This is a genomic window from Azospirillum sp. BE72 (assembly GCF_031455875.1).
GTDB lineage: Bacteria > Pseudomonadota > Alphaproteobacteria > Azospirillales > Azospirillaceae > Azospirillum.
The window spans coordinates 322414-348858 of record NZ_JAVDTO010000004.1; the positions used below are offsets into that span (position 1 = coordinate 322414).

Genomic DNA, 26445 nt, shown 5'->3' on the forward strand with positions numbered 1-26445 from the left:
GGCCGTCAGGCCGTCGCCCGTTCGTCGTTGCCCGGCGAGGGCACGCTGCGGCCCTCGTCGCCGTACTGCTTCAGCTTGTTGCGCAGCGTGCGAATCGAGATGCCCAGGATGTTGGCGGCATGGGTGCGGTTGCCCAGGCAGTGGGTCAGAGTCTCCAGGATCAGGTCGCGCTCCACGTCGGCCACCGTGCGGCCGATCAGCGCCGCCAGACCGGCACCGGTCCCGCCGGCATTGGCCGCGGCGGCGGCACCGCTGTTGGCGGCCATGCCGTAGGGACCTGCCTTGCCGCCCTTGGGCGGGCCGTAGCTGGTCGGCAGGGCGCCCGGCGGCGGAACCACCAGGGGCGGGGCGGCGGGCGGCTGGGGCGCATGCGGCTGCGCGGCGGGCACGGTGCCGCCGGGGCCGGCGAATGGGTTGGCGACCGGTGAGTCGGCGGGGATGGAAGCCTGGGCGCTGCCTTCCGGCGCCAGCAGCTTGCTGGTCAGCATGATGGCTTCCGGCCCGACCTCTTCACCCCGCGACAGCAGGACGGCGCGATGCATGGTGTTTTCCAGCTCGCGCACGTTGCCGCGCCAGTGATGGGTCTTCAGCATCAGCAGCGCATCCTCGGTCAGGCGCTTGTCGCCCAGCCCGTTGGCCTCCGCGTATTTCTTCAGGAAATGCTCGGCGATCATCGGGATGTCGGCCGGGCGTTCGCGCAAGCTGGGGATCGCCACGCTGAACACGTTCAGGCGGAAATACAGATCCTCGCGGAAATTGCCGGAGCGGACCTCCGCCTCCAGGTTGCGGTTGGAGGTGGCGATCAGGCGGACATTGACCTTCACCGGCTGGCTGGAGCCGATGCGGTCGATCTCCTTCTCCTGGATGGCGCGCAGAAGCTTGGCCTGCAGGCGGGGATGCATCTCCGACAGCTCGTCCAGCAGGAGGGTGCCGTTGTTGGCCTCCTCGAACTTGCCGAGACGCCGGGCCACGGCGCCGGTGAAGGCGCCCTTCTCGTGGCCGAACAGCTCCGATTCCAGCAGGTTTTCCGGGATGGCGGCGCAGTTCACCGCGACGAAGGGCTCGTTGGCCCGCCGGCTCTTGCGGTGGATGAAGCGGGCCATCAGCTCCTTGCCGGTGCCGCTCTCGCCGGTGATCATCACCGAGGCGTCGCTGGGGGCCACCTGCTCGGCCAGCCGCAGGGTCGCCAGCATGGCCGGATCGCTGCAGACGATGGAATGGCTTTCCTCCGCCACCGCCTCCAGCACCGCGGCGATCAGTTCGGCGTTGGGCGGCAGCGGCAGATATTCCTTGGCGCCGGCGCGGATGGCGCGCACGGCGGCGGCCGCATCGGTGCCGATGCCGCAGGCGACCACCGGGATGGTGATCCGCTCCGACTTCAGGCTGTCGATGAAGGTCGCGATGTCCAGCTTGACGTCGATCATCACCAGATCGGCACCGGCGGCGGCACGCAAGGCGTTCAGCGCCCCTTCGATGCTGTCGGTGTGCGACACCTTGGCCCCGCGCTTCATGGCGATCTTGCCGGCGGCGGTGATGTAGCCTTCCAACGTTCCAACGATCAGCAGACGCATAGCCTTACGCTCCCACTCTCGGGGCTTCCCGGTCGAAATACTGGATCCGCTTTCCAGGCGGCAGGACGGCATTCAGAAGCATCTCCAGACGCCGCGGATTCTCCTGGCGCGCGATGGATACGGCGCCGATGGTAAAGAGGGTCTTGACCAGCGCGTCCTCCTCCGCCGACCGCTCCACCTTGGCGGCGAGCGGGGAGAGGACGACGTTGCCGAGCACGGCCCCGTAGAAGGTCGTCAGCAATGCCAGCGCCATCGCCGGGCCGATGGCCGACGGGTCGCTCAGGCTGCCCAGCATCTGCACGAGGCCGACCAGCGTGCCGATCAGCCCCATGGCCGGCGCCACTTCCGACGCGCGGCGCAGCACGCCGGCGCTCTTGCCCAGGGCGCCCGCGGTCGCCTCGACCTCGCCGGTCAGCATCTGCTCGATGGTGTCGGGCGGATGGCCTTCGGTGATCAGGGTGACGCTGCGGTGCAGGAAGGGCTCGCCGCGCAGTTCCGGCAGGACGTTGCGCAGGGTCTCCGGCCCGGCCCGGCGGGCGGCCTCGGCCAGCAGGATCACCTGCCGCGCCACGCCCTTGGGGTCCAGCGTCTGGTGGACCAGAACCGCAGCCGCGCTCCGCCACGCCACCGCCACGTCGCCCAGCGAGAAGGAGGCGGTGGTGACCGCCAGCGTCCCGCCCAGCACGATCAGCAGCGACGGCGGGTCGAGGAAGGCGCGCGCAGAACCGCCGGTAGTGATCGCCAGCAGGATCACAGCCCCCGCCGCGGCAAGCCCGACCAGGGTCGCCACGTCCAGCCCGCCGCGCAGCCGCACGCCCCGCCCCGGAGCGGCTGCGGCGGCGGCGGGTGCCGCCGGCTGCGGCTGGGCCGCCTTGGTGCGGGATGCGGCGCTGTCGGACGAAATCGCCATCAGCCCCGGTCCGACTTGATGATTTCCGTCATGGTCACGCCCAGCCGGTCTTCCACCACCACCACCTCGCCGCGGGCGACCAGGCGGTTGTTGACGTAGATGTCGATGGCCTCGCCGACCTTGCGGTCCAGCTCCACCACGGCGCCGCGGCCCAGCTTCAGCAGCTGCGCCACCTGCATGGTCGACTTGCCCAGCACCGCGGAGATCTGGACCGGGATGTCGTACACCGCCTCCAGATCCTTGGCGATTCCGGGGCTGGCGTAGTCGTCGCCATCGCCACCGTGCAGGTCGTTCAGCGAGAAATTGTCGCTCGGCATGTCGGTCTCGGACCTCCTTCAATCCGGTCACCCCTTAGACGGGGGCCGGAGCCTCCAGCAAGTGCGCGGCACGGCGTTCGATCTCGGCAAGCAACTGGGCGGTGTCCCGCTCCATGCCGCCTTCGGCCCATTCGATGCGGCAGCCGCCGGGCGCGATCGACGGGTCGCCGATCACCATCAGCTTGGCGCCGAAGCCGCGCGACCCGACCGTCTGGTCCAGATGGTCGCGCACCAGTCCCATCGTGTCCTCCGCCACCCGGATGACCAGCCGCGGCTCGTCGATCAGGTCGGTCAGGCAGGTGCGGACCATCGCCTCCACCTCGGCCATCCCGCCGCGCCGCGCCCATTCCGGCAACAGTTTGCGGACGATGGCCAGCGCCAGATGGACCGGCTGTTCGGAGCGCATGGCGTTGCCCGCCTCGTGCTCCGCCAGCAGGCGGGACACCCCGTCGGCGATCTGGGAGAGCGCGGCGGCGATGCGGTTGTTCACCGTCGCCTCGACCTCCGCCTTGCCGCGCTCGTACCCGGTGTTCTGACCGGCGGCCATTCCGTCGGTGAAACCCTTGCCGTATCCGGCGGCCGTGCCTTCCGACTTGCCGGCGGCAAGACCCTCCTCGTAGCCCTGGGCGCGGGCAGCGGCCAACTCCTCCTCGCCGAAGGTCGGCGCGGGCGGCAACTCCGGTTCCGGCTCCGGCTCCGGCGGCAGGACGAATTCGTCCTCCGGCAGCAGGTCGTCGTCCTCCACATGGGTCATGCGGGGCACGGCGTCCACGTCGAAGGACTCGTCGAAGAGGAATTTGCGCACGCTCATCGACGCGGCCCTCCCTCACAAGACGGAATGGAATTGGAGGCCGGCATGGCTCAGCTCTCCTGGTACAGCCAGTTGCGCAGGATGGAGACCGCTTCTTCCGGGTGCTTGTCGACGATCTCGCCGACCTTGCGCAGGGACGACGCGCGGACGCGGCCTTCCACCCGGTTGATGTCGATCATCTGCTCCAGCTCCTCGTCGGCCTGCGCCGCTTCCAGCGCCAGATCCTGGGCCAGCGCGCCGGTGGGGGCGGCGAGTGCGGCCGGCATGCCGGCCTGATCGGTCAGCAGGCGGTCCATTTCGTCCTCCTCCTGCATCTCCGCCTTCTCGAAGGCGCGGGAGATCAGGGGGCGGATGACCAGCAGGATGATCAGGACGGCGACGATGCCCAGGACCACCATCTCCGCGATGCGGAACAGGTCGTCCTTGGTCATGCCCATGAACAGTTCTTCCGGCTTCTGGATGTCGTCCTCGGGCGACCAGAAGCGCAGGTTGACCACCTCCAGCGTGTCACCGCGCACGGCGTCCAGCCCCACGGCGGACCGCACCAGCGCCTTGATGCTCTCGATCTCCTGCTCGCTGCGCGGCTGGTAGGCCGGCGGCGCTTCCTTGGAGGTCTGGTAGGTGCCGTCCACCAGCACGGCGACCGACAGGCGGCGGACGGTGCCTGCCTCGCGCACATGCGACTTGGTGGTCTTGGTGATCTCGTAGTTGATCGTCTCTTCGTTGCGGTTTGACTTGTTCGACGACAGCGGGCTGGCGCTGCTGCTGGCCTGCGCGGTCGGCAGGTTCTGGTCCACCGTGACCGGGGCCAGCGGATCGCGGTCGCTGCTCTCGTTCGATTCGGTCACCGTCTGGGTGGAGCGGACGACCTGGCTTTCCGGATCGAAGATTTCCGACTGCGTCGTGATGCGGTCGAAGTCGAGGTCGGCCGACACCTCCGCCCGGACCTTGCCGTAGCCGAGCGTGCGGCCCAGCAGATCCTCGATGGTGCGGGCGAGCCGGCCCTCATAGGCCTGCTTCTTCTCCTCCGCCGACGCCATCATCGCCTCGGCGGTGTCGCTGCCGGTGCCGCGGGCCAGGAGCTTGCCCTTGTCGTCGACGATGGAGATGCGGTTGGGGTCCAGGTTGGGGACCGAGGCGGCGATCAGCTGCTGGATCGCCTGGATGTTCTCGCGGCTCAGCTGGGCGCCGGGGCGCAGCTTCAGGAAGACGCTGGCGGTGGCCGGGTTCTGCTGGCGGGCGAACAGCTCGCGCTTGGGCAGCACCAGATGGACGCGGGCCTGCTGGACGCCGTTCAGCGTCTGCACCGTGCGTGCCATTTCGCCTTCCAGCGCGCGCAGGTGGTTGATGTTCTGCATGAAGCTGGTGGCGCCGAACCCTTCGCCCTTGTCGAACAGCTCGTAGCCGACCGAGCCGCCGGACGGCAGCCCCTGTGCCGCCATGCGCATGCGCATCGGCCCGACCTGATCGGCCGGAACCATGATCTTGGTGCCTGTCTTGTCGACGGTGAAGGGGACCTTCGCCTCCTCCAGCTTCTTGGCGATCGCCGCGGCTTCCGTCTGCTGGAGTTCGGCGTAGAGCAGCTCCATCTCCGGCGTGGACAGGCGGGTCGTCAGGTAGACGAAGAATCCGATCAGCAGCAGCCCGACGCCGCCGATCGCCGCGAGGCGGGCGGGCCCGAGATTGCGCAAGGTCTGCAGCAGGTTGTTCACGCGCGGTCCCCGATCGGAAGTCTCCCCGGCTTGCTCTTCGCATCGCCCGCTTCGCTGATGCGAAACGGTTTTTGCAAGTTCCGCGCCGGGCTTGCCTACGTTGGGGCATGCTGCGGCGTCTTGATGAAGAGAGGGTTAATCGGCGGCAGTTTTTGCCGGGCGCCCGGCAAAATGTGCCTAGTACCCCGCAAATGTTGCAGCCCTGCGACGGTACCCAGTGGCAACCGTGGGTCACAATGCCGCATCGGATCTGCACCGCATCGGATTTCCAGCCTGAGCGGTGCCGGACGGCCCCCGCGACCATGGGTAGGGCGATACCAGTCCTTGCACGAAAAGAGTGTATGCGGGAGCGGTCTCGTACGAATCCCGCGAAAGTTTTACTGTCCAAAAGAGGTATCCGGCCGAGCGGCGGTTGACATCGGCAGGTGCCGGTCATAGCTGAGTTGCATTCCGAGCCCGCAACCGGCCGATTCGTCTTGCCCGCCGATGTCTTTCCAGCTTCGACGCCGCCTGCGACGCGTTCCGGTTCGACGGGCCAACCGGTGTCCCGGAGAGCGTCGACACGGTTCGGCGGCCGGGACCTGTACAGGATCGAAGGGGGAGAGCCATGAAACGGCGTGGCCGCGAAAAGAAGGAAGGCCTGAACGAGGTCGATGTGTTCGTCGGCCAGCGCCTGCGGGAACTGCGTATGCTGGCAGGCCTCAGCCAGAGCGACGTCGCCTCCGCCCTCGGGCTGACCTTCCAGCAGTTGCAGAAGTACGAGCGCGGCTTCAACCGCGTGTCCTCCAGCCGCCTGTTCAAGCTGGGCCAGTTCTTCCGCGTCCCCGTCTCCGTCTTCTTCGAAGGGCTGGAGAACCGCCAGCCGGCGACCGAGGGCGCCGAAATGCCGGCGGCCGGCGGCGGCGAGGAGCAGGAGAACACCCTGCAGTCGCGCGAGGCGCTGATGCTGGCCCGCTATTTCCAGAGCATCCGCGACCCGCAGATCCGCGCCGCCATCCGCGAATTGGCGGAGCGCTGTGCGGAGCAGCAGACGGACGGCGGTGGTGCGGGCGCGGCGCCGGCGGTCAAGCGCGGCCGTGCCCGCCGGGCGGAGCAGGGCGGCCACGCCTGAACCCGCTTCCCGGCCTCCGGATCACACGGGATCTCCGGGGCAGACGGTTTCAGGCCGGCCGCAGGCGCCGGTAATGTTCGAGGAAGTCGGCCAGCGCCTCTTCCGGGCCTAGCGGCACGATGGCGGCCTCGTCCGGGGCCGGCAGGTCCCGCCAGTTGACGCGGTGCGGCGCGCAGAGGTCGCGCAGCTCCGTCGCGAGCGCCCGCTGGTCGGCCAGCTTGACCGCCTTCGGCTCCGGGTGGCGGAAGCCGAAGCGCAGGGCGAGCGCGCTCTTGATCGGTTCCACCGCCTGCCGGATGGCGTCGCGGCCGATGCGCACCTTCCACGGCGTCGGCCAGTCGCCGGTGAAGGCCTCCTCGCAATCATGCATCAGCGCGTCGTAGGCATAGCCCTCCGGCGCCAGCCGGCTGGCCAGGACGCAGTGCTGGGCGACGCTGAAGAAGGCTTGCGTGTTGCCGACGAAGCGGCACTGGTAGGCCAGCGGACGGGCGATGTCCTCGATGTCGAACGGGCCGAAGTCAGGCCGCTCCAGGTCCACCGTGCGGCCCGAATAGGTGATCATGACCGCGGTCGGCTCGGGCACGTCGAGCAGATCGAACTGGTCCGGATGGGTGATGCGGGGCGACCCGCTGCGCCGTTTCGGCGTGGCTTTCTTCATCCCCGGATCTCTAGCAGATCGGCCGTTCCCCGCTCAACCGCGCGTCCGTACGCCCCTCAATCGTTACTGCCCGCCGGTTCCCGCACCAGGGTGCTGGTGGCGCCGACGGTGGTCTCCAGCAGCGGGAGCAGGGCGGCGACCTTGTCGATGTCGCCGGGGTTGTCGTTGATGGCGCGGGCGATGGCGGCCATGCGCGGCGCGCCGAAATTGGCCGCCAGCCCGGACAGGGTGTGGGCGGCCTGCCTCAACTCCTTCGGGCGTCCGGCCTGCAGGGCGGAGCGGATGGCCGTCAGTTCGCGCAACGCCGTCTCCGGCAGGAGCTGGAGCATGCCGTCCAGCGCCTCGCCGCCCAGCGCCAGCCGCAGTTCCGCCAGTTTCACCCGGTCGAGCAGCGGCAGGGCCATGAAGTGGCCGCCCTCCAACGCCGGGCGGCTGGGGATCGGCACCACGCGCCCGTCCTCCGGCCGGGTTGCCAGATCCACCAGCACGGCGTTCAGCTGCTCCCAGTCGATGGGTTTGGTCAGATAGGCGTCGAGCCCGGCGGCCATGTGGCCGTCGCGGTGTTCCGGCAAGGCATCGGCGGACAGGCCGACGATGGGGATGCGCGCCACCGGGCCGTCCATCCGCCGGATCGCCCGCGCGGTCGACCGCCCGTCCAGCACCGGCATCTCCATGTCCAGGATCAGCACGTCGTAATCGGCCGCCTTGACCGCGTCCAGAACCGCCCGCCCGTCGTTGACCGCGTCGATGCGGTGGCCGATGCGGGTCATCATGGCGGTGATCAGCATGCGGTTGATGTCGTTGTCCTCGGCCAGCAGGAGCCGCAGGGCGACGGGGCTCTGCTGCGGCTCCTCCGAGGATGCGGACAGCAGGCTGCGGGTCCCCAGATCGCCGACCGGCTGGGCTTCCGCCGTGCACGTCCTGATCGAGAAGCGGAAGGTGGAACCGCGGCCGGGCGCGCTGGCGACGGTGATCTCGCCGCCCATCGCCTCCACCAGCCGCTTGCAGATCGCCAGCCCCAGCCCGGTGCCGCCATATTTGCGGCTGGTCGAGGCGTCGGCCTGGACGAAGGCGTCGAACAGCCGCCCGCGCTGCTCCGCCGTCATGCCGATGCCGCTGTCCTGCACCTCGAACCGCAGCGTGACCGGCAGGGAGACCGGGGCCGTTGCGCCTTCATCCGCAGGCCCGGCGGGGGGATCGGGCGACCACACCGCGATCTCGATGGCGCCGCGTTCGGTGAATTTGATGGCGTTGGACACCAGGTTGAACAGCACCTGCCGCAGCCGCGTCGGGTCGCCGCGGATATGGCGCGGCGTATCGTCGGCGATGGAGGCGGACAGGGTCAGCCCCTTCGCCGCCGCGCGCACCAGGAAAAGCTGGACCACGTCGTCGACCAGCCGGGGCAGGGAGAAGTCGATCTCCTCCAGCATCAGCTGCCCGGCCTCGATCTTGGAGAAGTCGAGCACGTCGTTCAGGATGGTCATCAGCGTGTCCGCCGACGACCGCAGGGTCCGCACGAAGGATTTCTGCTGGTCCGACAGGCCGCTTCCCATCAGAAGGTCGCCCATGCCGATCACCGCGGTCATCGGCGTGCGCAGCTCGTGGCTCATCATCGCCAGGAAGCGCGACTTGGCGCGGCTGGCATTTTCCGCCGCCATCTGGGCGGCTTCGGCCTCCTCCCGCGCGCTGTCCAGCTTCTCGGCCAGCGCGAAGGTCTCCGCCGCCAGCCGGGTCAGCTGCTCCTCGGCGGCGCGCAGCTCCTGTTCCGACCGGCGGCTGCGGGTGACGTCGGCACAGGACGCGGCGATCCAACGTGTCGACCCATCCGGCCCCGGCACCGGCCGCAGGGTCAGCGCGTTCCAGAAGGCGCTGCCGTCCTTGCGGTGGTTCAGCACCTCCACCGACAGCGGGCGCGCCTCCGCCAGGGCGGTGCTGATCGTCGCGGCGGTCTCCGGATCGGTGTCCGGCCCCTGCAGGAACGAGGCGTCACGGCCGATCACCTCGTCCGCCCGGTAGCCGACGATCTCCAGGAAGGCGCGATTGCAATAGACGATCGGCTGGCCGGGGCGCGTCGCGTCATGCACCACCATCCCGGCGCCGCTGGCCTCCACCACGGCGGCGAGCATCGCCGCGTCGGGCGAGGCGCCGATGGGCAGGGCGGGATCGGCGGGCGGTGCGGTCACGGGGCGGGAAGTCCTTCTCCGGTTCGGGCTGCAAGGATAAGGCGTCGCGCCGGCGATTGCCATTCCCACCCCGGCGCGATTTGTGCGGCCCTGCCTTCGTTAACGCAATTCCGTTAACGACTGTGCAATGGTGCATTACAAAAACTGTGACCGATGGCAGCCGGCACGAGCGCCGGACGCAAGCGGGCCAAGCGGAGAGCGTCATGGTGGTGGAGGCAGGCGGCGGCACTCGTCAGATCCGGACGATCCACGATCTGGGTGTGTTGCTGGTCGAGGACGATGATTTTACCCGAAAGCTGATCTCGCGCCTGCTGCACGACATCAAGGTGCGCGCGGTGTTCGAGGCGGCAGACGGCATCCAGGCGCTCGACATCCTGCGCAAGAACGGCGGGGACGTGGATGCGGCGATCTGCGACCTGGAGATGCCGCGCATGGGCGGGCTGGACCTGCTGCACGCGCTGCGCACGGCCACCGGCAACCCGCTGGCCGACCTGCCGGTCCTGGTCCTCACGGGCCATCGCGAAGCGGATGTGGTCAAGCGCGCCATCGCCTACGGCATCTCCGGCTATCTGGTGAAGCCGGTGTCGAAGGCCGACCTGACCAAGCGGCTGAGCTTCGCCATCCAGAAGAAGCAATAGGCCGTTTGTCCGGCCGGATCTCCCCTTGCGTGGGCCAACCTGCGCTGGCGCTTTGGCCGCCCTTCCTGTAGAAGGGAGATTGATGCCGCCGCGACGCGAAAGGTCCATGGGTTCCTGCCATCCTTCGCCCGGCCCGCTCCGATCCCGTTTCCGGCATCGGGGAGAGCTGTGAGCAAAGACCGACCTCCCGGGTCGTCCCCCAGGTCGAACGACGCCCGTCCCCCCGGTGCGGATCGGGCTTGTGCGCGCGTTTCCGACCTGCTGGACGACTTTCTGACCCGCGGTGACGAGGCGGCCTCCGGTCGCGTCTCACACTCCTCTTCCGGCCCCGTTTCGCCTGACCGCATATCATTGGGCGAGGTGATGGATGCGCTGGGCGATCGTGCCTTCGGCGCGCTGCTGCTGATCCTGTCCATCCCCAATGTCCTGCCGGTGCCCGGCCTGTCGACCGCCACCGGCGTGCCGATGATCCTGATCGGCGCCCAGATGGCAGTGGGCCGGCACGGGCCCTGGCTGCCGCGCCGCATGCTGGCGGTCACCTTCGACCGCAAGGCCTTCCTGGGCGTGATCCGCCGGGCCAAGCCCTGGGCCGACCGGCTGGAGCGTCGCCTGCACGCCCGCCTGCCGGCGCTGGCCGGCCCCACCGCCGAGCGCTTCCTGGGGCTGGCGGTGATGGTGCTGGCCGGCATCCTGTCCCTTCCCATCGTCTTCGGAAACCAGCCCCCCGCCCTCGCCATCGCGCTGATCGCGCTGGGGCTGATGGAATCCGACGGTGCTTTCGTGTCGGCCGGCCTTGTCGCCGGCCTTCTTTCCATCGCCATCATCGTCGCCATCCTGCTCGGTCTCGGGCAGGCGGCGGTCGCCGTGGCGCAACAATTGATCGGTTGAGGGAGCGCCCTTTGGGCATACCGCCATGATTTGGGAATTGTTGGTCATCGTCCTGCTGATCCTCATCAACGCCTTCTTCGCGATGTCGGAGATGGCGCTGGTGTCGGCGCGCCGCGGCCGGCTTCAGCAGATGGCCGAGGAAAAAGGCGGCGCCGGCGCCCGCGCGGCGCTGGATTTGTCGGAGGATCCGAGCCGCTTCCTGTCGACCGTGCAGGTCGGCATCAGCCTGACCGGCATCATCGCCGGTGCCTACGGCGGCTCCACCCTGGCTGAGCGGCTGGGCGGCGTCCTCGACGAGCGGGTCGAGTGGATCGCGCCCTATGGACACACCGTCGCCTTCGCTCTGGTTGTCGCCGCCATCACCTATTTCTCGCTGATCATCGGCGAACTGGTGCCCAAGCGCGTGGCGCTGATCTCGGCGGAGCGGATCGCCGCCCTGGTGGCCGCGCCGATGCGGACGATCGCGCGCCTGTCCGCCCCGGTGGTCTGGCTGCTGGGCGTGTCGAGCGACGCGGTGTTGAAGCTTCTGCGCCTGCCGACCTCGCGCGAGCAGACGGTGACGGAGGAGGAGGTCAAGACCCTGATCGCCGAAGGCACCCAGAGCGGCGTCTTCGAGCCGGCCGAACGCCAGATGATCGAGGGGGTGATGCACCTTTCCGACCGGACGGTGCGCTCGATCATGACCCCGCGCCCCGACCTGATCTGGCTGGACATCGACGACACGCCCGAATTGGTCGGCCGCGAGATTTGCGATAGCGGCTATTCTCGCTTCCCGGTCTGCCGCGGCGACGTGGACGAGCTGCAGGGCGTGGTGGCCGCCAAGGCCCTGCTCGACCAGTCTCTGAACGGCATCGCCTTCGATCTGAAGGCGGCGATGGTCCAGCCGCTGGTCGTCCATGACGGCACGCCGGTCTTCCGCCTTCTCGACCTGTTCAAGCAGGCCAGCGTCCACATGGCGATCGTGGTGGACGAATATGGCAGCGTCGAGGGCCTGGTGACCATGACCGACATCCTGGAGGCCATCGCCGGCGAACTGCCCGACAGCACCCACGAGGGCGAAGCCGCCGCCATCCAGCGCGAGGACGGCAGCTGGCTGGTCGACGGCATGACCCCGGTGGAAGAGGTCGAGGCGCTGGTCGGCGTCAAGAACATGAAGGGGGAGGGCGATTTCCACACCATCGCCGGCTTCCTCCTCGATCATTTCGGCCACATTCCGACCGCGGCCGAGCATCTGTTCTGGAACGGCATCCGCTTCGAGGTCGTCGACATGGACGGCCGCCGTATCGACAAGGTGCTGATCCAGCTGAACCCGGAGATTTCGGAGGGGTGAGGGGGTACCAGGTGTCGCATTCTCGCGACGTTAGACCCCCACCCTAACCCTCCCCCGCTGGGCGGGAGAGGATAGGTGGGGGGCTAACGCCGCAGGAATGGATGGTCCCGCCCTCCACCCCCCCTTTAATGCACAGCCGTCCCCCCGCCGCAGACCCGCGCACCCTTATCTCCGTTCGTCATCCGCACCGCCTGCACCAGGTCGCGCACCTCTTCGGTCAGGTCGTCCGCGCTCCAGCCATGCCCGTCGGCGCCCGCCACCACCAGCAGGCGCAGGGTGGTCCGCAGCAGGTCGCCGGCCTCCCAGCCGTTGGAGCGTTCCGCCTCGCGCGCCATGTGCAGCAGGCCGGTGGCGCAGTTCAGGACCTCGGGGTCGACCTTCATCGGGCGCTCCTCCTTGCTCGCGGGGGGAGATTGGATGGTATGACTAACAATAATTAGGGCGCGGCCTTGGTCTGTCAAACACGTCCTTCGGAAGTAGTGGAAAGTACCTAAGTACCGCCTGTCGCCGCTCACTCGTCCAGCGGAGGCAATCTGGAAACGAAACGACCTTTGATACCCTGGGGCCATTGCTTGAACGGAACGATCCCGTCCGTGGTCGCGGCGTAGGCGCGCAAATAGGCGGTGAGCGTTTCCGCCGTCGCCTCGTCCGGGGCGAAGTCGCCCAGCACATAGCTCATCCGCCGGGCCGAGCGCACCGCGACGGCGCAAGGGCGCTTGCAGCTCATCAGGCAGCGCATCGGCCGCAGCCGCACCTGTGCGGACAGATCGGGGGCGTCGGCCAGCACCCGCTCCATCAGCGCCACCAGCTCCGCCCCCGGACGGACGGCCTCGGGCGGGTCTTCCGGACGGCGGCAGGTTTCGCAGACGACAAGCTCGACGGTCATGCTTGGGCTTTCTGGGTTTTTCCGGTTCTTGCGGACCGACAGCTAGAGGCCGGTTCGGATGCTGTCAACGCGCTTGCGGCTTGCCAACCACCGCCAAACTCCCGACGATGCGGTCGGGCGGACTTCAAGGACGGAAACGGCGGACGGGCATGAGCGCGAGGCAACGGATCGTCCGTGAACGCCGGCAGTACAACCAGCTCGCCGCCGATCAGACCATGGAGGACTATGCGCTCCGCTACACGGCGGAGCGGGCGCGGCGCTGGACCGCATGGCGCGTCGCCAACACCGCGCTCGGCGCCATCTCCTTCCTGGCCTGCGAGGCGATCGGCGCGGCGGTGACGCTGACCTACGGCTTCGAGAACGCCATGGCCGCCATCCTGGCGGTGGCGGTGCTCAGCATCCTGGTCGGGCTGCCGATCACCTACCATGCGGCCAAGGCCGGGGTGGACATCGACCTGCTGGCCCGCGGGGCGGGCTTCGGCTACCTCGGATCCACCATCACCTCGCTGGTCTACGCCTCCTTCACCTTCATCCTGTTCTCCATCGAGGCCAGCATCATGTCGGCCGGGCTGACCATGGTGCTGGGCATTCCGGCGTCGGTCGCCCATGTCATCAGTTCGCTGGCGGTGATCCCCATCGCCGTCTACGGCATCCGCTTCATCAGCCGCATGCAATGGGCGACGCAGCCGGTGTGGATCCTGCTGCAATGCGTGCCGTTGGCCTATTTCTTCCTGCTCGACCGTGAAACCCTGGCGCAGTGGACCTCGCTGCCCGGCGTCTATGCGCCGGATGGCGGGCTGTCGCTGCTGCCCTTCGGCATGGCGGCCTCGGTCCTGCTGTCGCTGCTGCCGCAGATCGGCGAACAGGTGGACTATCTGCGCTTCCTGCCCTCCCAGGCCCGCATCGGGCGCTTGCGCTGGTGGGCGGCGATGCTGGCCGGCGGGCCGGGCTGGGTGCTGATCGGCAGCCTGAAACTGGCGGCGGGCTCGCTGCTGGCCTTCCTGGCGCTGAAGCACGGCATGCCGGCGGCGGACGCGGTGCAGCCCAACAGCATGTACCACATGGCCTTCCTCGATGTGTTCGGGTCGCCCGCCGTGGCGCTGGCGCTGACCGGCATCTTCGTCGTGGTCTGCCAGATGAAGATCAACGTCACCAACGCCTATGCCGGCTCCATCGCCTGGTCGAACTTCTTTTCCCGCCTGACCCGCAGCCATCCCGGCCGCGTCGTCTGGCTGGTGTTCAACGTGCTGTTGGCGCTGCTGCTGATGGAGATCGGCATCCTCGGCGTGATCGAGAGCATCCTCGGCCTCTACGCCAACGTCGCGGTGGGCTGGCTGGGGGCGGTCGCCGCCGATCTCGCCATAAACAAGCCTCTCCGGTTCAGCCCGCCGGGGATCGAGTTCAAGCGCGCCCACCTCTACGACATCAACCCGGTCGGCACCGGGGCGATGGGCCTGTCGGTGCTGTGCTCCACCACCGCCTTCTTCGGGCTGCTGGGGCCGGTGGCCCAGGCGCTGGCCCCCTTCATCGGGCTGGTGGTCGCCTTCGCCGCCGCCCCGCTGATCGCCTGGAGGACCAGGGGCCGCTACTACATCGCCCGCAAGTCCGACACGCTGCCCGGCGACGCCGCGACCATCCGCTGTTCGATCTGCGAGAATCACTTCGAACGGCCGGACATGGCCTTCTGCCCGGCCTACGACGCGCCGATCTGCTCGCTCTGCTGCACGCTGGAGGCGCGCTGCCACGATCTGTGCAAGAAGGACAGCCGCTTCGCCGACCAGATCGCCCACAGCCTGCAACGGGTGCTGCCCAAGCGGATGGCGGCGGGGGTCCACACCCGCACCGGCCACTTCATCGGGGTGATGACGCTGTTCTCGCTGGTGCTGGGCGGGGTGCTGATCGTCATCGACTTCCAGTACGCCAACGCCGACGCGGCGGAACGGGCGGCGATCCACGCCGCGCTGTTCACCGTCTTCGTCTGCCTGTTCATCCTGTCCGGCGTCGCCGCCTGGCTGCTGGTCCTTGCCCATGAAAGCCGCCGCAAGGCGGAGGAGGAGACCGCCCGCCAGACCGCCATGCTGATGGACGAGATCGCCGCCCACGAGCGCACCGACGCCGCCTTGCAGAAGGCCAAGGAGGTGGCGGAGGCCGCCAACGCCGCCAAGAGCCGCTACATCATCGGCGTCAGCCATGAGATCCGCGCGCCCCTCAATGCGATCTCCGGCTATGCCCAGCTTCTGGAAAGCAACAGCACCCAGCGCCCGCAGGACGCCGTCCGCGTCATCCGCCGCAGCGCCGAGCATCTGTCGAACCTGATCGACGGGCTGCTGGACATCTCCAAGATCGAATCGGGACTGCGCCGGCTCAGCCGCGACAAGGTGCAGCTGATCGACTTCCTCGACCAGCTGGCCGACATGTTCCGCATCCAGGCCACCGCCAAGGGGCTGGAGTTCCGCTATGCCCGCGTGCCGCACCTGCCGGCCTGGGTCCACACCGACAGCAAGATTCTGCGCCAGATCCTGATCAACCTGCTGTCCAACGCGGTGAAATACACCGAGACCGGCCATGTCGCGCTGAATGTCCGCTACCGCAGCCAGATCGCCGAGTTCGAGATCGTCGACACCGGCATCGGCATCCGGGACGAGGATCTCGACCGCGTCTTCGAGCCGTTCGAGCGCGGGCGCGGGGCGGCGGTGCGGGCGGTGGCCGGCACCGGCCTCGGCCTCACCATCACGCGGGTGCTGACCCGGATCATGGGCGGCGACATCGCCGTGCGCAGCACGCTGGGGCAGGGCAGCGTCTTCACCGTCCGCCTGCTGCTGTCGGAGGCCATGCACCGGCCGGGCGAGCAGGCGGAGCGGCGCTCCATCACCGGCTATGCCGGGCCGCAGATCACCATCCTGCTGGCCGATGACGACCGCGACCATCTGGCGCTGATGACCGACATCCTGCGCCCGCTGGGGTTCGTGCTGTTCACCGCGTCGGACGCCGCCGGCTGTCTGGAACTGGCGGCGCAGTGCAAGCCGGACCTCGCCATGCTCGACATCTCCATGCCGGGAGAGAGCGGCTGGGACGTGGCCGACGGACTGCGCCGGCAGTTCGGCGACGGCATCCGGATCATCATGGTGTCCGCCAACGCCTATGAGGCGCAGGGGCCGGGCGACGGGCGTGCTCCGCACGACGCCTTCGTCGCCAAGCCCATCGAGATCCACGCCCTGCTCGACCGGGTTCAGGCGCTGACCGGGCTGGAATGGATCCATGCGGCGGAAAAGCCGCCGGAACCGCTTGCGCCGGCGCCGGTGGCGGTCAAGTCTGCAGAGCCGTCCCCGGCTCCCGTCGTTGCGGCGGCACCCGCCCGGCCGCCGGACTCTGCGCTGCGTCATCTCGATGACCTGCGCCAACTGGGCCGGATCGGGTACATTCGCGGGATCGAGGCCAAGCTGCGCGAGATCGAGGCGGAGGACGCGGCCGCAACGCCCTTCGTCGAACGCCTGCGGACGCTGGTGCGCGCTTTCGACCTGAAGGGCTATATGCGCGCGGTGGAAGAGGCCGCTGACGAGAGCGGCAAAGGACCGAAGGGAGAGGCAGTGGACGGGGCCGTGACAGGATGAAGCGCCGCGACATGATCCTGGTGGTGGACGACACCCCCGACACGCTGGGATTCCTGACGGAGGCCATCGAACAGGCCGACCTGACCGTGCTGGTCGCCGTGGACGGTGAAAGCGCGCTGGAACTGGTCGGCCAGATCACGCCGGACCTGATCCTGATGGATGCCGTCATGCCGGGGCTGGACGGCTTCGAGACCTGCCGGCGGCTGAAGCAGATTCCCCACCTGTCGCACCTGCCGGTGATCTTCATGACCGGCCTCAGCGACACCGAACATGTGGTGAAGGGGCTGGAGGCCGGCGGCGTCGATTACGTCACCAAGCCCATCGTGGTGGACGAACTGATCGCCCGCATCCGCGTCCACCTGACCAACGCCCGCGTCGCCTATGGCGCCCGCGCGGCGCTGGACGCCACCGGCCGCTTCCTGCTGGCGACGGACGGGGAGGGGAGGCTGCTGTGGTGCACCCCCCAGGCCGAACGGCTGCTGGGCGGGCTGCTGCCGGGGACGGACGGCGTGCGGCCGGAATTGGCCCCCAATTTGGCTGCGACCCTGGCAGCCGGTCTGGTCCGTCTGCGGCAGGCGGCCAGCCCTGGCGCCGCCGCGTCGGAGAGCTTCACGCTCGACCTGCCGGATGGCGAGGGCGTGCGCCGGCTGGAATTCACCTATCTCAGCCCTGCCAACCCTGACGAGTACCTGTTCCGCCTCAGCGAACCGGCCGCCGGCCGGCAGGAGGCGATCCTGCGCGATGCCCTGGGCCTGACCGTGCGCGAGGCGGAGGTCCTGCTGTGGATCGCCAACGGCAAGCCCAACCGCGACATCGGCGAAATCCTGGGCATCAGCCCACGCACGGTGAACAAGCATCTGGAACAGGTCTTCGCCAAGCTGGGCGTGGAGAACCGCGCCTCCGCCGCGGCGCTGGCGATCCGCACCCTGGCGGCGCGGGGGTGAGCGGAAGAAGCCCACGGTTTCGCTGCAGATTGCGTTTGCCGGTCCGCCGTCTTCTCTCTGCATCGGCCTCCCGGCGGGCTGGGGTCGCTGAAGTCTCAGCCTGACATCCTATGGGATGTCACATTCGTTGCCTGGCGTTGAGAATTCTCATATCATCGACCGGATGAAGAGAGCGGTTCTCGACACCAATATTCTGACCGCCGGCTTGCGTAGCCGTCGGGGTGCGTCATTTGCCGTGCTCAACCTTCTTGCGGATGGACAGTTCAGGGCTTTGGTGACCACTGCCCTGTTCCTGGAATACGAGGCGGTGTTGAAGCGCCCCGAACAACGCGAAGTTCACGGACTCGACGGGACCGATGTGGATCGATTGTTGGCCGAGTTGGCCGCGATTCTGGAACCCGTTGACGTGCGTTTCACCTGGCGGCCCCAACTTTCCGATCCGGCGGACGAGATGGTGCTGGAGGCGGCGGTCAATGGCAGGGCGGATGTACTGGTAACCCACAATGTCCGGGACTTTGCCGCAGCCGCGCCGCGGTTCGGCATTCCGGTTCTCCGGCCTGCGGAGTTTCTGCGAGGAGTGGCGATATGAGCAAGGCGACCTACCCCCTGAAGCTGCCCGCGTCCGTCAAGGATGCCGCTGCCCGGCTGGCCCGTGAGGATGGCGTGTCTTTGAACCAGTGGATCGCCGCCGCCGTCGCCGAGAAGGTCGGTGCCGTCGAAACGGCAGCCTCCTTCCTGAAGGCCCGTGCCGGCACCGCGACCGGCGCAGGCTTGCGCTCCTTCCTGGACAGGGTGCCGGACAGACCGCCACAGACCGGCGACGAACTGGATCGGTGATAACGGGTTCAAAAAGAGGAGCGACCGTGCCAAGTGTGGGTTCGGGGAGGAGGCCCTTCTACATGGCGCCTCCTCCCTGCATCTATGCCCCCAATACCTTATCCACCGTGATCGGCAGGTCGCAGAGCCGCTTGCCGGTGGCGTGGTAAATGGCGTTGGCGATGGCGGCGGGGACGCCGACGATGCCGATCTCGCCGACGCCCTTGGCGCCCAGCGGGTTGACGATGTCGTCATGCTCCTCGACGAAGATGACGTCGATGTCGTGGACGTCGGCGTTCACCGGGATGTGGTATTCGGCGAAGTCGTGGTTCATGAACCGGCCCAGGCGCTGGTCGGTCATCGACTCCTCCTCCAGCGCCATGCCGATGCCCCACACCACCGCCCCCAGCACTTGGCTGCGGGCCATCTTCGGGTTGATGATGCGGCCGGCGGCGACCGCGCTGACCACGCGGGTCACCTGCACGGTGCCGAGATCCTCGTCCACCCGCACCTCCGCGAAGACGGCGGAGTGGGTGCCGAGCGTGTGCTGCATCTGCGACTTGTAATAGGGGATAGAGCGCGCCTCGTCCTCCAGCACAAGCAGATCGCTGGCGCGCATCACCTCGGTGACCGACATCCGCCGGGACGGGGCGGCCTTGGCGATCAGGAAGCCGTCGGCGAAGACCAGATCGTCGGCCTTCAGCCCCTTCAGCGGCCCGTCGTTCTGCCCCACCGCCAGCCCGGCCAGCTTGTCGCGCAGCCGGTCGCACACCGCCTTCACCGCCGACCCGACCGACGACACCGTCCAGGACCCGCCCTGCAGCGGTGCCATCGGCAGGTTGCTGTCGCCCAGCTGGAATGACACCCTTTCGATGGGCAGACCCAGGATGTCGGCGGCGATCTGCGTCATCGCCGTGTAGGTGCCGGGGCCGATGTCGGCGGTGGCGCTGCCCACGACCAGCGTGCCGTCGATGCCGAGCCGGGCCGATGCCGCGGCCTGCCCCTGCATGGCGTCCCACACGCCGGACGCCACGCCCCAACCGATCAGTTGCCGCCCCTCCCGCATCGACCGCGGTGTATGGTTGCGCCTGTGCCAGCCGAACCGCTCCGCCCCCTGCGTGAAGCACGCGCGTAGTTCCTTGCTGGAGAAGGGCTTGTCCGTATTGGGATCGACCTCGGTGTGGTTCTTCAGCCGCAACTCCAGCGGGTCCATGCCCAGCTTGGCCGCCAGCTCGTCCATGGCGATTTCCAGCGCCGGGACGCCGGTGGCGGCACCGGGCGCGCGCTGGTCGAGCGGGGTGTGGGTGTCCATCCGGGCCAGCTTGTAGTCGAGCCGGACATTGTCGCATTTGTACTGTTGGCCCGACCAGTTGACGACGACCTCGACATAGTTCTCGGTCTGCGAGGTCTCCTGCACCGCCTCGTGGATCATGGCGGTCAGCGTGCCGTCCTTGCGCGCGCCCAGCGCCACGCGCTGCAGGGTTTCGGGCCGATGGCCGAAGCTGAACATCTGCGGGCGCGACAGCTCGACCCGCACCGAACGCTTCAGCGCGGTCGCCGCCAGCACCGCCATGAACAGCTGGTGCTGCGGCCGCAGGCCCGAGCCGAAGGCGCCGCCGACGAAGGGCGAGATCACCCGCACCGCGTCCTTCGACAGGTTGAAGACGTTGCAGACGTAGGTCTGGGTGTTCAGCGGCCCCTGGGTCTTGTCATGGACGGTCAGGGTGCCGTCATCGTGGTAAATGACGGTGGAGGCGTGCATCTCCATCGGGTTGTGGTGCTCGACCGCCTGGGTGAAGTGCAGGTCGACGCTGATCTCCGCCTCGGCCAGTGCCCGGTCGGCGTCGCCGCGCGGCTTCGGCGGCGGCTGGAATCCCCCCTTGTCCTTGCCGGGGGTGAAGGCCTGGGCGCTCGCCGCGCGCAGGTCGGTCTGGTGCCCGTCGGCCTCATAGACGACATGGATCAGGCGGGCGGCGTAGCGCGCCAACTCGAAGCTTTCCGCCACAACCAGGGCGATGGGCTGGAGCGCATGGTGGATCGTCGCGTCGTACAGCGGGCGGAAGGGCGAGCCCTTGGGTGCGTCGTCGTCCTTCCACTTGCGGTCGAACCAGGCAAGGCTCGGCCGGTTCTCGTGCGTGAAGACCTGGAACACGCCGGGCAGGGCCAGCGCCTTGGACGTATCCATGCTCAGGATCCGGCCGCGGGCGATGGCGCTCGACAGGATGTAGCCGTGGGCGAGGCCGGGCGTGTTGAACTCCGCGGCGTATTTGGCGCCGCCGGTCACCTTCAGCCGGCCGTCGACGCGGCTGACGGGCTTGCCGATCTGCGCACCCGGCGAGCCATTGGGACGGTCGAGCGGATCGGGAATGGTCGGTTTGGCGATCATGGATGCTCCACTCCGGCGGCTTCGGCCAGCGCCCGGACGATGGCGCGCTCGGCAAGTCCGATCTTGAAGGCGTTGTGGGAATAGCCCTTGGCGTCGCGCAGCAGCACGCGCGCAGCCTCGCGGAATGTCTCCAGCGAGGCCGGCTTGCCCGCCAGTTCGGCTTCGGCCGTCGCATCGCGCCAGGGCTTGTGGGCGACGCCGCCGAGAGCCAGCCGGGCGGTGCGGATCGTCTGCCCGTCCATCTCCAGCGCCGCCGCCACCGAAACCAGCGCGAAGGCGTAGGAGGCGCGGTCGCGCACCTTCAGGTAGGTGGAGTGTTTGGCGAAGCCCTCCGCCGGCAAATCGATGGCTGTGATCAGCTCGTCGGCGGCAAGTGTGCTGTCGATGTGCGGGGTGTCGCCGGGCAGGCGGTGGAACTCGGCGAAGGGGATGGTCCGCTCGCCCTTCGGCCCGCTGACGCGCACCACCGCTTCCAGCGCCGCAAGCGCCACGCACATGTCGGACGGGTGGACGGCGATGCAACTGTCGCTGGCGCCCAGGATGGCGTGGATGCGGTTGACGCCAGTCAGCGCGCCGCAGCCTGTCCCCGGCTCCCGTTTGTTGCAGGGGGTGCCGGTGTCGTAGAAGTAATAGCAGCGCGTCCGCTGCAACAGATTGCCGCCGTTGGTCGCCATGTTGCGCAGCTGCGCCGACGCTCCCGCCAGGATAGCCTTGGACAGCATCGGATAGCGCGCCTGTACCCGCTCGTCATAGGCGGTGTCGGAATTGCGGGCGAGCGCGCCCAGCCGCAGCCCGCCGCCTTCCGTCTCCTCGATCCGGTCGAGGTTGAGGCGGGAGATGTCGACCAGCCGCTCCGGCCGCATCACGTCGGCCTTCATCAAATCCAGCAGGTTTGTGCCGCCGGCAACGAACTTCACCGCCGCCTCGGTCGTCGTGCCCGGCTGTCCCGCCACGCCGCGCAGCGCCGCATCGACGCTGTCGGGGCGGTCGTAGGAGAAGGCCCTCATGGCTTGCCTCCATCTTTCGATTGCCCATCCATCACCTGCCGGATCGCCGCGACGATGTTGGGATAGGCGCCGCAGCGGCACAGGTTGCCGCTCATCAGTTCGCGGATGTCGTCGTCGGTCTTGGCGTGGCCTTCCTCCAGCATGCCGACGGCGGAGCAGATCTGGCCCGGCGTGCAATAGCCGCACTGGAAGGCGTCATGTTCGACGAAGGCCTCCTGCAGCGGGTGGAGCGTGTCGCCGCTGGCCAGCCCTTCGATGGTGGTGACGCTCCGCCCCTCCATCATCACCGCCAGCGTCAGGCAGGAGTTGATGCGCCGTCCGTCGACCAGCACGGTGCAGGCGCCGCACTGCCCATGGTCGCAGCCCTTCTTGGTGCCGGTCAGGTCGAGATGCAGGCGCAACGCGTCGAGCAGGCTGGTCCAGGGCGCGACATGCAGCGTCCTGCGGCTGCCGTTGAGGGTCAGGGTGATCTCCATCGCTTCCGGCGGAGGCGCCGGCTGCGTGTGGGCATGGCCCTGGGACGCTGGACCTGTTGGCTGGGACATGACCGCTCCGACTGCTGGCAGGGGGGGGCGCCGCCGGCCGCGGGGGTGCGGCGGCGCGTCTTGGCTTGCCGGGGGTAACAGCCGCCCTTCCGCTGCGTTCCCTCGTTGGGGCTTAGCTCCCTCTCCCGCCCCGGGAGAGGGCATGAAGCCGACGGCCGTAGGCCGGACGAGCGCCGAAAGGCGATCGTAGGTGGAATGCAGTCGCGAGGCCTGCGAGCGACTTCGGGGCCCATGCAAAGCATGGGAAGGGTGAGGGGTGATCCAAGGAACCATGCGGTCCGGGATTCTTGGATTTCCCCTCACCCTCCCCACCTTCGGTGGGTCCCCTCCCTCTCCCGGGACGGGAGAGGGCATAGATTCCTGGAGACCCCCTGCCATGAAACTCTCCGGTTCCTGCCGTTGCGGTGCCGTCCGCTTCACGCTGAACTCGCCGACGCCGGTGCCCTACATGCACTGCTACTGCACGATCTGCCGCAAGAGCGCCGGTGGCGGCGGTTACGCCATCAACCTGGGCGGCGATGCCGACACGCTGGAGGTGGAGGGACGCGAGGCCGTGGAGATGTGGCGCGCGCCCATCGACGATCCCGACCATCCGGGCCATACCCACCTCGGCCCGTCGCACCGCCATTTCTGCAAGCACTGCGGCACTGCGCTGTGGGCGGAGGACCCGGCCTGGCCGGAACTGGTCCACCCCTTCGCCTCGGCCATCGACACGCCGCTGCCGACCCCGCCGGAGCGGGTGCACATCATGCTGGACTTCAAGGCGCCCTGGGTGGAGGTGCCCAGCGGCCCGAACGACGTGCATTTCGCCCGGTATCCGGAGGAATCGCTGGAGGATTGGCACCGGCGCCACGGGCTGCTGGACCGCTAGACGATCCATGATGGCAAGGCTGCTGCGATGGCTGGCGCTGCTGGTCCTGCTGGCGCTGGCCGGGGCGGCGGCCGGGGTGTGGGGCGGGCTGATCGCCGTGCCGCCGCGCTACGATCCCTGGGCGCCGCTCGACCTGCGGGCGGAGCCGGACTGGCTGACCGGATTCAAGCTGTCGCGGTTGGAGCGCGACCCGGAGCAGTGCAGGGCGGCGTTGGGCAACACGGGCCTGCATTTCGCTTCTGTGCTCGACCGCGACTCCGGCGAGAATTGCGCCTTGCAGGGGGTGGTGCGCGTTTCGCGTTCCGACCTCGCCTTCAGCAGCGGTTTTCTCGCCACCTGCGGGCTCGCCGCCGCCTGGACCCTGTTCGAGGCGAACGCCCTGCAGCCGGCGGCGCAAACGCATTTCGGCCAGAAGGTGGCGCGTGTCGAGCATCTCGGCACCTACGCCTGCCGCAACGTCTATGGCCGGGCGGAGGGGCGGCGCAGCGAGCATGCCAGCGCCAACGCCATCGACCTCGGCGCCTTCGTTCTGGCCGACGGCACACGGATCAGCGTTCTGAACGACTGGAAGAAGACCGGCGACGACCGCAAGGCCGCTTTCCTGCGCGACGTGCGCGACGGCGCCTGCCGCTTCTTCGACGTGGTGCTGGGTCCCGACTACAACGAGGCGCACCGCAACCACTTCCACCTGGACATGGGCGCCTTCAGCACCTGCCGGTGAGGGAACCGCCCGGGAAGCCTCCTGTTGCTGGGCTCAAGACGACACGAACCCGGCGAGGAAGTAGACCCATGGCACGCACGGCAGCCGACATCCTGGTGGACGTCCTGGTGGATTGGGGAGTCGACACCATCTTCGGCATTCCCGGCGACGGCATCAACGGCGTGGTGGAGGCGCTGCGCCAGCGCAAGGACGAGATCCGCTTCATCCAGGTCCGGCACGAGGAGGCCGCCGCCCTCGCCGCCTGCGGCTATGCCAAGTTCACCGGGAGGCTGGGCGTCTGCCTCGCCACCTCCGGCCCCGGCGGACTTCATCTGCTGAACGGCCTCTACGACGCCAAGCTGGACCACCAGCCGGTTCTGGCGATCACCGGGCTGCAATATCACGACCTCGTCGGCACCCACACCCAGCAGGACGTGGAACTGGACAAGGTGTTCCAGGACGTGTCGGTCTTCAACCAGCGCATCATGGGCGCCGCCCATGTCCGCAACATCGCGACATTGGCCTGCCGCACGGCGCTGGCCCATCGCGGCGTCGCCCACATCACCATCCCGGTCGATCTGCAGGATCAGGCGGCCGGCGACGACATGCGGGCGCCGCGCAACGTCAAGGGCCACAACACCGCCCTGTTCGCCCCCGAATTGCCGGTTCCGTCTGAGGCCGAGATGCGGCGCGCGGTGGAGATCATGGACGCCGGCAAGCGCATCGTCATCCTGGCCGGCCAAGGCGCGCTGAACGCCACGGACCAGCTGGAACGGCTTGCGGAGAAGACCGGGGCGGTGATCGTCAAGGCGCTGCTCGGCAAGGCGGCGGTGCCGGACGACAGCCCCTACACCACCGGATCGGTTGGCCTGCTGGGCACCGAGCCGTCGCAGACCGCGCTGGAGACCTGCGACACGCTGCTGATCGCCGGTTCCACCTTCCCCTACATCGAATACTACCCGAAGCCGGATCAGGCCCGCGGCATCCAGATCGACATCGACGCCGCCCGCATCGGCCTGCGTTACCCGGTGGAGGCCGGGCTGGTCGGCGATTGCCGGCTGGCGCTGGACATCCTGACCGAGCGGGTGCAGCGTCACGATGACCGCAGCTTCCTGGAGAAGGCGCAGGCCGGCAAGGCGGAGTGGATGCGCCTGATGGGGGAACGCGGCACCCGCCAGGACATGCCGATGAAGCCGCAGGTGGCGGCCTGGGAGCTGGGCAAGCGGCTGACCGACACCGCCATCGTCGCCTGCGACAGCGGAACCATCGCCACATGGTGGGCGCGCCAGATCCCGGTGAAGCGCGGTCAGATGCATTCGCTGTCCGGCAACCTCGCCACAATGGCGCCGGGGCTGCCCTATGCCATCGCCGCGCAGATTGCCTATCCGGACCGGCAGGTGATCGCCTATGTCGGCGACGGCGGATTCTCGATGCTGATGGCCGATTTCGTGACGGCGGTGAAGTACGATCTGCCGGTCAAGGTCATCATCAACAACAACAGCTCGCTCGGCCAGATCAAGTGGGAGCAGATGGCGATGCTGGGCAATCCCGAATATGTCTGCGACCTGCACCCCATCGACTTCGCCAAGGTGGCGGAGGCCTGCGGCGGCAAGGGCTTCACCATCCGCGACCCCAAGGATTGCGGCGCCATCCTGGACGCCGCCCTGGCCCATCCCGGCCCCGTGGTGGTCGATTGCCTCGTGGACACCAACGAGCCGCCGATGCCGCCCAAGGTGAAGGCCAAGCAGGCCGCCCATTTCGCCGAGGCGCTGGCCCGCGGCACCCCCGACGCGCTGAAGATCGCCGCCACGGTGTTCAAGGACCGCGCGCGGGAGATCATTTGAGGGGAAATCCTCCGATCTGTGTCAACCCCGGCCTGACGGTGGGCGGCAATCCGCCTCACCGCCATCCCGGATATGTCCGCCGGGTGCGACACTGAATCGACGAAAGAAAGGGTTACTGATTGTCAGTTTCCTCATCATTATTGCCGTAAGGTGGGGCAAGAGGTGGAGGGAACCGATGCTCACTCTTCTCTATCGCAGCGATGCCGTCGCTTTGCTGCCGTTTTCGGCGCTGGCAGACATTTGTGTGCGAAGTTCTTCAAACAATCGGCGTCTGGGCGTCACCGGCTTCCTGATCGAGCATGAAGGCACCTTCCTTCAAGTGCTGGAGGGGGAGGCGGACGCCATCGGTACGTTGTTCGCCCGCATCTCCAGCGACACGCGGCACCGCAACCTCGCCGTGCTCGGCCGCTGGGAACGGCCGGAGCGTTCCTTCGGGTTCTGGGCGATGAACTTCGGACCGTTGGACGACCCGGATTTCTGGGACGACGAATTCGCCCCCCTGCGCGACGCCCAGGCGTTCCGGCGCAGGAGTTGCGATCCGGAAACCGCCCTCGCCGTGCTGTGCCGCGCCTATGCCTTCGCCGGCAAGGTCGCGGGGGCCGACCCGGTGATCGGCGACTTCGTGATGGGGCTGTCCCGACCGGTCCGGCAGCCGGTCGGTGTCTGAACACACAAGTCTCTGAAGCGATTGCTTGCTTGACGGGAT

24 protein-coding genes are annotated in these 26445 nt (G+C 68.3%); 12 read left to right on the plus strand and 12 right to left on the minus strand.

All coding sequences use genetic code 11. The features are described 5' to 3' along the window. Nucleotides 1-5 precede the first annotated feature (5 nt). From J2Y49_RS15880 to fliF, 5 genes are read right to left on the minus strand one after another with little or no spacing between them, the layout of a single operon-like run. Nucleotides 6-1571 (minus strand): sigma-54 dependent transcriptional regulator, encoded by a 1566-nt coding sequence (locus J2Y49_RS15880; RefSeq protein WP_310115830.1) that lies wholly within the window; start codon nt 1569-1571, stop codon nt 6-8. A gap of 4 nt (nt 1572-1575) precedes the next feature. Next, on the minus strand, nt 1576-2481 hold the full coding sequence (locus J2Y49_RS15885; protein WP_310115831.1) for a MotA/TolQ/ExbB proton channel family protein: 906 nt from the start codon (nt 2479-2481) through the stop codon (nt 1576-1578). Further along, nucleotides 2481-2798, minus strand: coding sequence for a flagellar motor switch protein FliN (gene fliN / locus J2Y49_RS15890; protein ID WP_111069733.1), 318 nt, complete (start codon nt 2796-2798; stop codon nt 2481-2483). Before fliN ends, J2Y49_RS15885 begins: the two co-directional genes overlap by 1 nt. Before the next feature lie 34 nt (nt 2799-2832). Beyond that, on the minus strand, nt 2833-3609 hold the full coding sequence (locus J2Y49_RS15895; RefSeq protein WP_310115832.1) for a FliH/SctL family protein: 777 nt from the start codon (nt 3607-3609) through the stop codon (nt 2833-2835). A gap of 50 nt (nt 3610-3659) precedes the next feature. Beyond that, the gene (gene fliF, locus J2Y49_RS15900) at nt 3660-5321 is read right to left on the minus strand and encodes a flagellar basal-body MS-ring/collar protein FliF (RefSeq protein WP_310115833.1); all 1662 of its coding nucleotides are present in this window, start codon (nt 5319-5321) and stop codon (nt 3660-3662) included. Nucleotides 5322-5928: 607 nt separating this feature from the next. Between fliF and J2Y49_RS15905 the strand changes: the two genes are divergently transcribed. Beyond that, complete coding sequence (locus tag J2Y49_RS15905) at nt 5929-6432, plus strand: helix-turn-helix transcriptional regulator (protein ID WP_310115834.1); 504 nt, start codon at nt 5929-5931, stop codon at nt 6430-6432. Between the two features lie 49 nt (nt 6433-6481). Here the strand turns inward: J2Y49_RS15905 and J2Y49_RS15910 are convergent, their stop codons facing one another. Both J2Y49_RS15910 and J2Y49_RS15915 read right to left on the minus strand, forming a co-directional pair. Next, on the minus strand, nt 6482-7090 hold the full coding sequence (locus J2Y49_RS15910; RefSeq protein WP_310115835.1) for a transcriptional regulator: 609 nt from the start codon (nt 7088-7090) through the stop codon (nt 6482-6484). A 56-nt stretch (nt 7091-7146) separates the two neighbouring features. Then, on the minus strand, nt 7147-9273 hold the full coding sequence (locus J2Y49_RS15915; protein WP_310115836.1) for an ATP-binding protein: 2127 nt from the start codon (nt 9271-9273) through the stop codon (nt 7147-7149). A 203-nt stretch (nt 9274-9476) separates the two neighbouring features. Between J2Y49_RS15915 and J2Y49_RS15920 the strand changes: the two genes are divergently transcribed. From J2Y49_RS15920 to J2Y49_RS15930, 3 genes are all read left to right on the plus strand, one after another. Then, complete coding sequence (locus J2Y49_RS15920) at nt 9477-9911, plus strand: response regulator (RefSeq protein WP_310115837.1); 435 nt, start codon at nt 9477-9479, stop codon at nt 9909-9911. A gap of 273 nt (nt 9912-10184) precedes the next feature. After that, complete coding sequence (locus tag J2Y49_RS15925) at nt 10185-10799, plus strand: exopolysaccharide biosynthesis protein (protein ID WP_310115923.1); 615 nt, start codon at nt 10185-10187, stop codon at nt 10797-10799. A 25-nt stretch (nt 10800-10824) separates the two neighbouring features. Beyond that, nucleotides 10825-12129 carry a hemolysin family protein gene (locus J2Y49_RS15930; RefSeq protein ID WP_310115838.1) on the plus strand — a complete coding sequence of 435 codons (1305 nt, stop codon included), beginning with the start codon at nt 10825-10827 and terminating at the stop codon, nt 12127-12129. A 125-nt stretch (nt 12130-12254) separates the two neighbouring features. Here the strand turns inward: J2Y49_RS15930 and J2Y49_RS15935 are convergent, their stop codons facing one another. Together J2Y49_RS15935 and J2Y49_RS15940 are read right to left on the minus strand one after the other, a co-directional pair. Continuing rightward, entirely contained in the window at nt 12255-12512 is a 258-nt protein-coding gene (locus tag J2Y49_RS15935; protein WP_310115839.1) for a hypothetical protein, read from the minus strand. A gap of 128 nt (nt 12513-12640) precedes the next feature. After that, the gene (locus tag J2Y49_RS15940) at nt 12641-13015 is read right to left on the minus strand and encodes a DUF1636 domain-containing protein (RefSeq protein ID WP_310115840.1); all 375 of its coding nucleotides are present in this window, start codon (nt 13013-13015) and stop codon (nt 12641-12643) included. Nucleotides 13016-13164: 149 nt separating this feature from the next. Between J2Y49_RS15940 and J2Y49_RS15945 the strand changes: the two genes are divergently transcribed. The 4 genes from J2Y49_RS15945 to J2Y49_RS15960 all read left to right on the plus strand — a co-directional run bounded on the left by J2Y49_RS15945 (nt 13165) and on the right by J2Y49_RS15960 (nt 18407). After that, nucleotides 13165-16626, plus strand: coding sequence for an ATP-binding protein (locus tag J2Y49_RS15945; protein ID WP_310115841.1), 3462 nt, complete (start codon nt 13165-13167; stop codon nt 16624-16626). Beyond that, nucleotides 16623-17570: a response regulator transcription factor gene (locus J2Y49_RS15950; protein WP_310115842.1), complete on the plus strand. Its 948-nt coding sequence runs from the start codon at nt 16623-16625 to the stop codon at nt 17568-17570. Before J2Y49_RS15945 ends, J2Y49_RS15950 begins: the two co-directional genes overlap by 4 nt. Nucleotides 17571-17697: 127 nt before the next feature. Next, on the plus strand, nt 17698-18159 hold the full coding sequence (locus tag J2Y49_RS15955) for a putative toxin-antitoxin system toxin component, PIN family (protein ID WP_310115843.1): 462 nt from the start codon (nt 17698-17700) through the stop codon (nt 18157-18159). Continuing rightward, nucleotides 18156-18407 carry a pilus assembly protein HicB gene (locus tag J2Y49_RS15960; RefSeq protein ID WP_310115844.1) on the plus strand — a complete coding sequence of 84 codons (252 nt, stop codon included), beginning with the start codon at nt 18156-18158 and terminating at the stop codon, nt 18405-18407. The genes J2Y49_RS15955 and J2Y49_RS15960 overlap by 4 nt, the downstream gene beginning before the upstream one ends. Before the next feature lie 82 nt (nt 18408-18489). On the opposite strand, the gene J2Y49_RS15965 is transcribed toward J2Y49_RS15960, so the two are convergent. Genes J2Y49_RS15965 through J2Y49_RS15975 form a run of 3 tightly spaced genes read right to left on the minus strand, consistent with a single transcriptional unit; the run spans nt 18490 to nt 22255 of the window. Further along, a complete protein-coding gene (locus J2Y49_RS15965; protein ID WP_310115845.1) occupies nt 18490-20772 on the minus strand; it encodes a xanthine dehydrogenase family protein molybdopterin-binding subunit in 2283 nt (760 codons plus the stop codon). Continuing rightward, nucleotides 20769-21779, minus strand: coding sequence for a xanthine dehydrogenase family protein subunit M (locus J2Y49_RS15970; RefSeq protein ID WP_310115846.1), 1011 nt, complete (start codon nt 21777-21779; stop codon nt 20769-20771). Before J2Y49_RS15970 ends, J2Y49_RS15965 begins: the two co-directional genes overlap by 4 nt. Continuing rightward, on the minus strand, nt 21776-22255 hold the full coding sequence (locus J2Y49_RS15975) for a 2Fe-2S iron-sulfur cluster-binding protein (RefSeq protein WP_310115924.1): 480 nt from the start codon (nt 22253-22255) through the stop codon (nt 21776-21778). Before J2Y49_RS15975 ends, J2Y49_RS15970 begins: the two co-directional genes overlap by 4 nt. 445 nt (nt 22256-22700) lie before the next feature. Here J2Y49_RS15975 and J2Y49_RS15980 point away from each other — a divergent pair, with 445 nt between their 5' ends. From J2Y49_RS15980 to J2Y49_RS15995, 4 genes are all read left to right on the plus strand, one after another. Next, nucleotides 22701-23195: a GFA family protein gene (locus J2Y49_RS15980; RefSeq protein WP_310115847.1), complete on the plus strand. Its 495-nt coding sequence runs from the start codon at nt 22701-22703 to the stop codon at nt 23193-23195. 7 nt (nt 23196-23202) lie between these two features. Further along, entirely contained in the window at nt 23203-23916 is a 714-nt protein-coding gene (locus J2Y49_RS15985) for an extensin family protein (protein ID WP_310115848.1), read from the plus strand. Nucleotides 23917-23984: 68 nt separating this feature from the next. Next, nucleotides 23985-25739 carry a thiamine pyrophosphate-dependent enzyme gene (locus J2Y49_RS15990; protein WP_310115849.1) on the plus strand — a complete coding sequence of 585 codons (1755 nt, stop codon included), beginning with the start codon at nt 23985-23987 and terminating at the stop codon, nt 25737-25739. A gap of 175 nt (nt 25740-25914) precedes the next feature. Then, on the plus strand, nt 25915-26406 hold the full coding sequence (locus J2Y49_RS15995; RefSeq protein WP_310115850.1) for a BLUF domain-containing protein: 492 nt from the start codon (nt 25915-25917) through the stop codon (nt 26404-26406). The last annotated feature ends 39 nt before the right edge of the window (nt 26407-26445 follow it).

What these genes read in the sequence shown, in the direction of transcription:
- J2Y49_RS15975 (WP_310115924.1), bottom strand. Translation starts at nt 22,255, where the DNA reads ATGGAGATCACCCTGACCCTCAACGGCAGCCGCAGGACGCTGCATGTC.
- J2Y49_RS15995 (WP_310115850.1), top strand. Translation starts at nt 25,915, where the DNA reads ATGCTCACTCTTCTCTATCGCAGCGATGCCGTCGCTTTGCTGCCGTTT.
- J2Y49_RS15940 (WP_310115840.1), bottom strand. Translation starts at nt 13,015, where the DNA reads ATGACCGTCGAGCTTGTCGTCTGCGAAACCTGCCGCCGTCCGGAAGAC.
- J2Y49_RS15880 (WP_310115830.1), bottom strand. Translation starts at nt 1,571, where the DNA reads ATGCGTCTGCTGATCGTTGGAACGTTGGAAGGCTACATCACCGCCGCC.
- J2Y49_RS15935 (WP_310115839.1), bottom strand. Translation starts at nt 12,512, where the DNA reads ATGAAGGTCGACCCCGAGGTCCTGAACTGCGCCACCGGCCTGCTGCAC.
- J2Y49_RS15960 (WP_310115844.1), top strand. Translation starts at nt 18,156, where the DNA reads ATGAGCAAGGCGACCTACCCCCTGAAGCTGCCCGCGTCCGTCAAGGAT.
- J2Y49_RS15885 (WP_310115831.1), bottom strand. Translation starts at nt 2,481, where the DNA reads ATGGCGATTTCGTCCGACAGCGCCGCATCCCGCACCAAGGCGGCCCAG.
- J2Y49_RS15985 (WP_310115848.1), top strand. Translation starts at nt 23,203, where the DNA reads ATGATGGCAAGGCTGCTGCGATGGCTGGCGCTGCTGGTCCTGCTGGCG.
- J2Y49_RS15980 (WP_310115847.1), top strand. Translation starts at nt 22,701, where the DNA reads ATGAAACTCTCCGGTTCCTGCCGTTGCGGTGCCGTCCGCTTCACGCTG.
- J2Y49_RS15910 (WP_310115835.1), bottom strand. Translation starts at nt 7,090, where the DNA reads ATGAAGAAAGCCACGCCGAAACGGCGCAGCGGGTCGCCCCGCATCACC.
- J2Y49_RS15930 (WP_310115838.1), top strand. Translation starts at nt 10,825, where the DNA reads ATGATTTGGGAATTGTTGGTCATCGTCCTGCTGATCCTCATCAACGCC.
- J2Y49_RS15945 (WP_310115841.1), top strand. Translation starts at nt 13,165, where the DNA reads ATGAGCGCGAGGCAACGGATCGTCCGTGAACGCCGGCAGTACAACCAG.
- J2Y49_RS15970 (WP_310115846.1), bottom strand. Translation starts at nt 21,779, where the DNA reads ATGAGGGCCTTCTCCTACGACCGCCCCGACAGCGTCGATGCGGCGCTG.
- J2Y49_RS15950 (WP_310115842.1), top strand. Translation starts at nt 16,623, where the DNA reads ATGAAGCGCCGCGACATGATCCTGGTGGTGGACGACACCCCCGACACG.
- fliN (WP_111069733.1), bottom strand. Translation starts at nt 2,798, where the DNA reads ATGCCGAGCGACAATTTCTCGCTGAACGACCTGCACGGTGGCGATGGC.
- J2Y49_RS15905 (WP_310115834.1), top strand. Translation starts at nt 5,929, where the DNA reads ATGAAACGGCGTGGCCGCGAAAAGAAGGAAGGCCTGAACGAGGTCGAT.
- J2Y49_RS15895 (WP_310115832.1), bottom strand. Translation starts at nt 3,609, where the DNA reads ATGAGCGTGCGCAAATTCCTCTTCGACGAGTCCTTCGACGTGGACGCC.
- J2Y49_RS15990 (WP_310115849.1), top strand. Translation starts at nt 23,985, where the DNA reads ATGGCACGCACGGCAGCCGACATCCTGGTGGACGTCCTGGTGGATTGG.
- J2Y49_RS15920 (WP_310115837.1), top strand. Translation starts at nt 9,477, where the DNA reads ATGGTGGTGGAGGCAGGCGGCGGCACTCGTCAGATCCGGACGATCCAC.
- J2Y49_RS15965 (WP_310115845.1), bottom strand. Translation starts at nt 20,772, where the DNA reads ATGATCGCCAAACCGACCATTCCCGATCCGCTCGACCGTCCCAATGGC.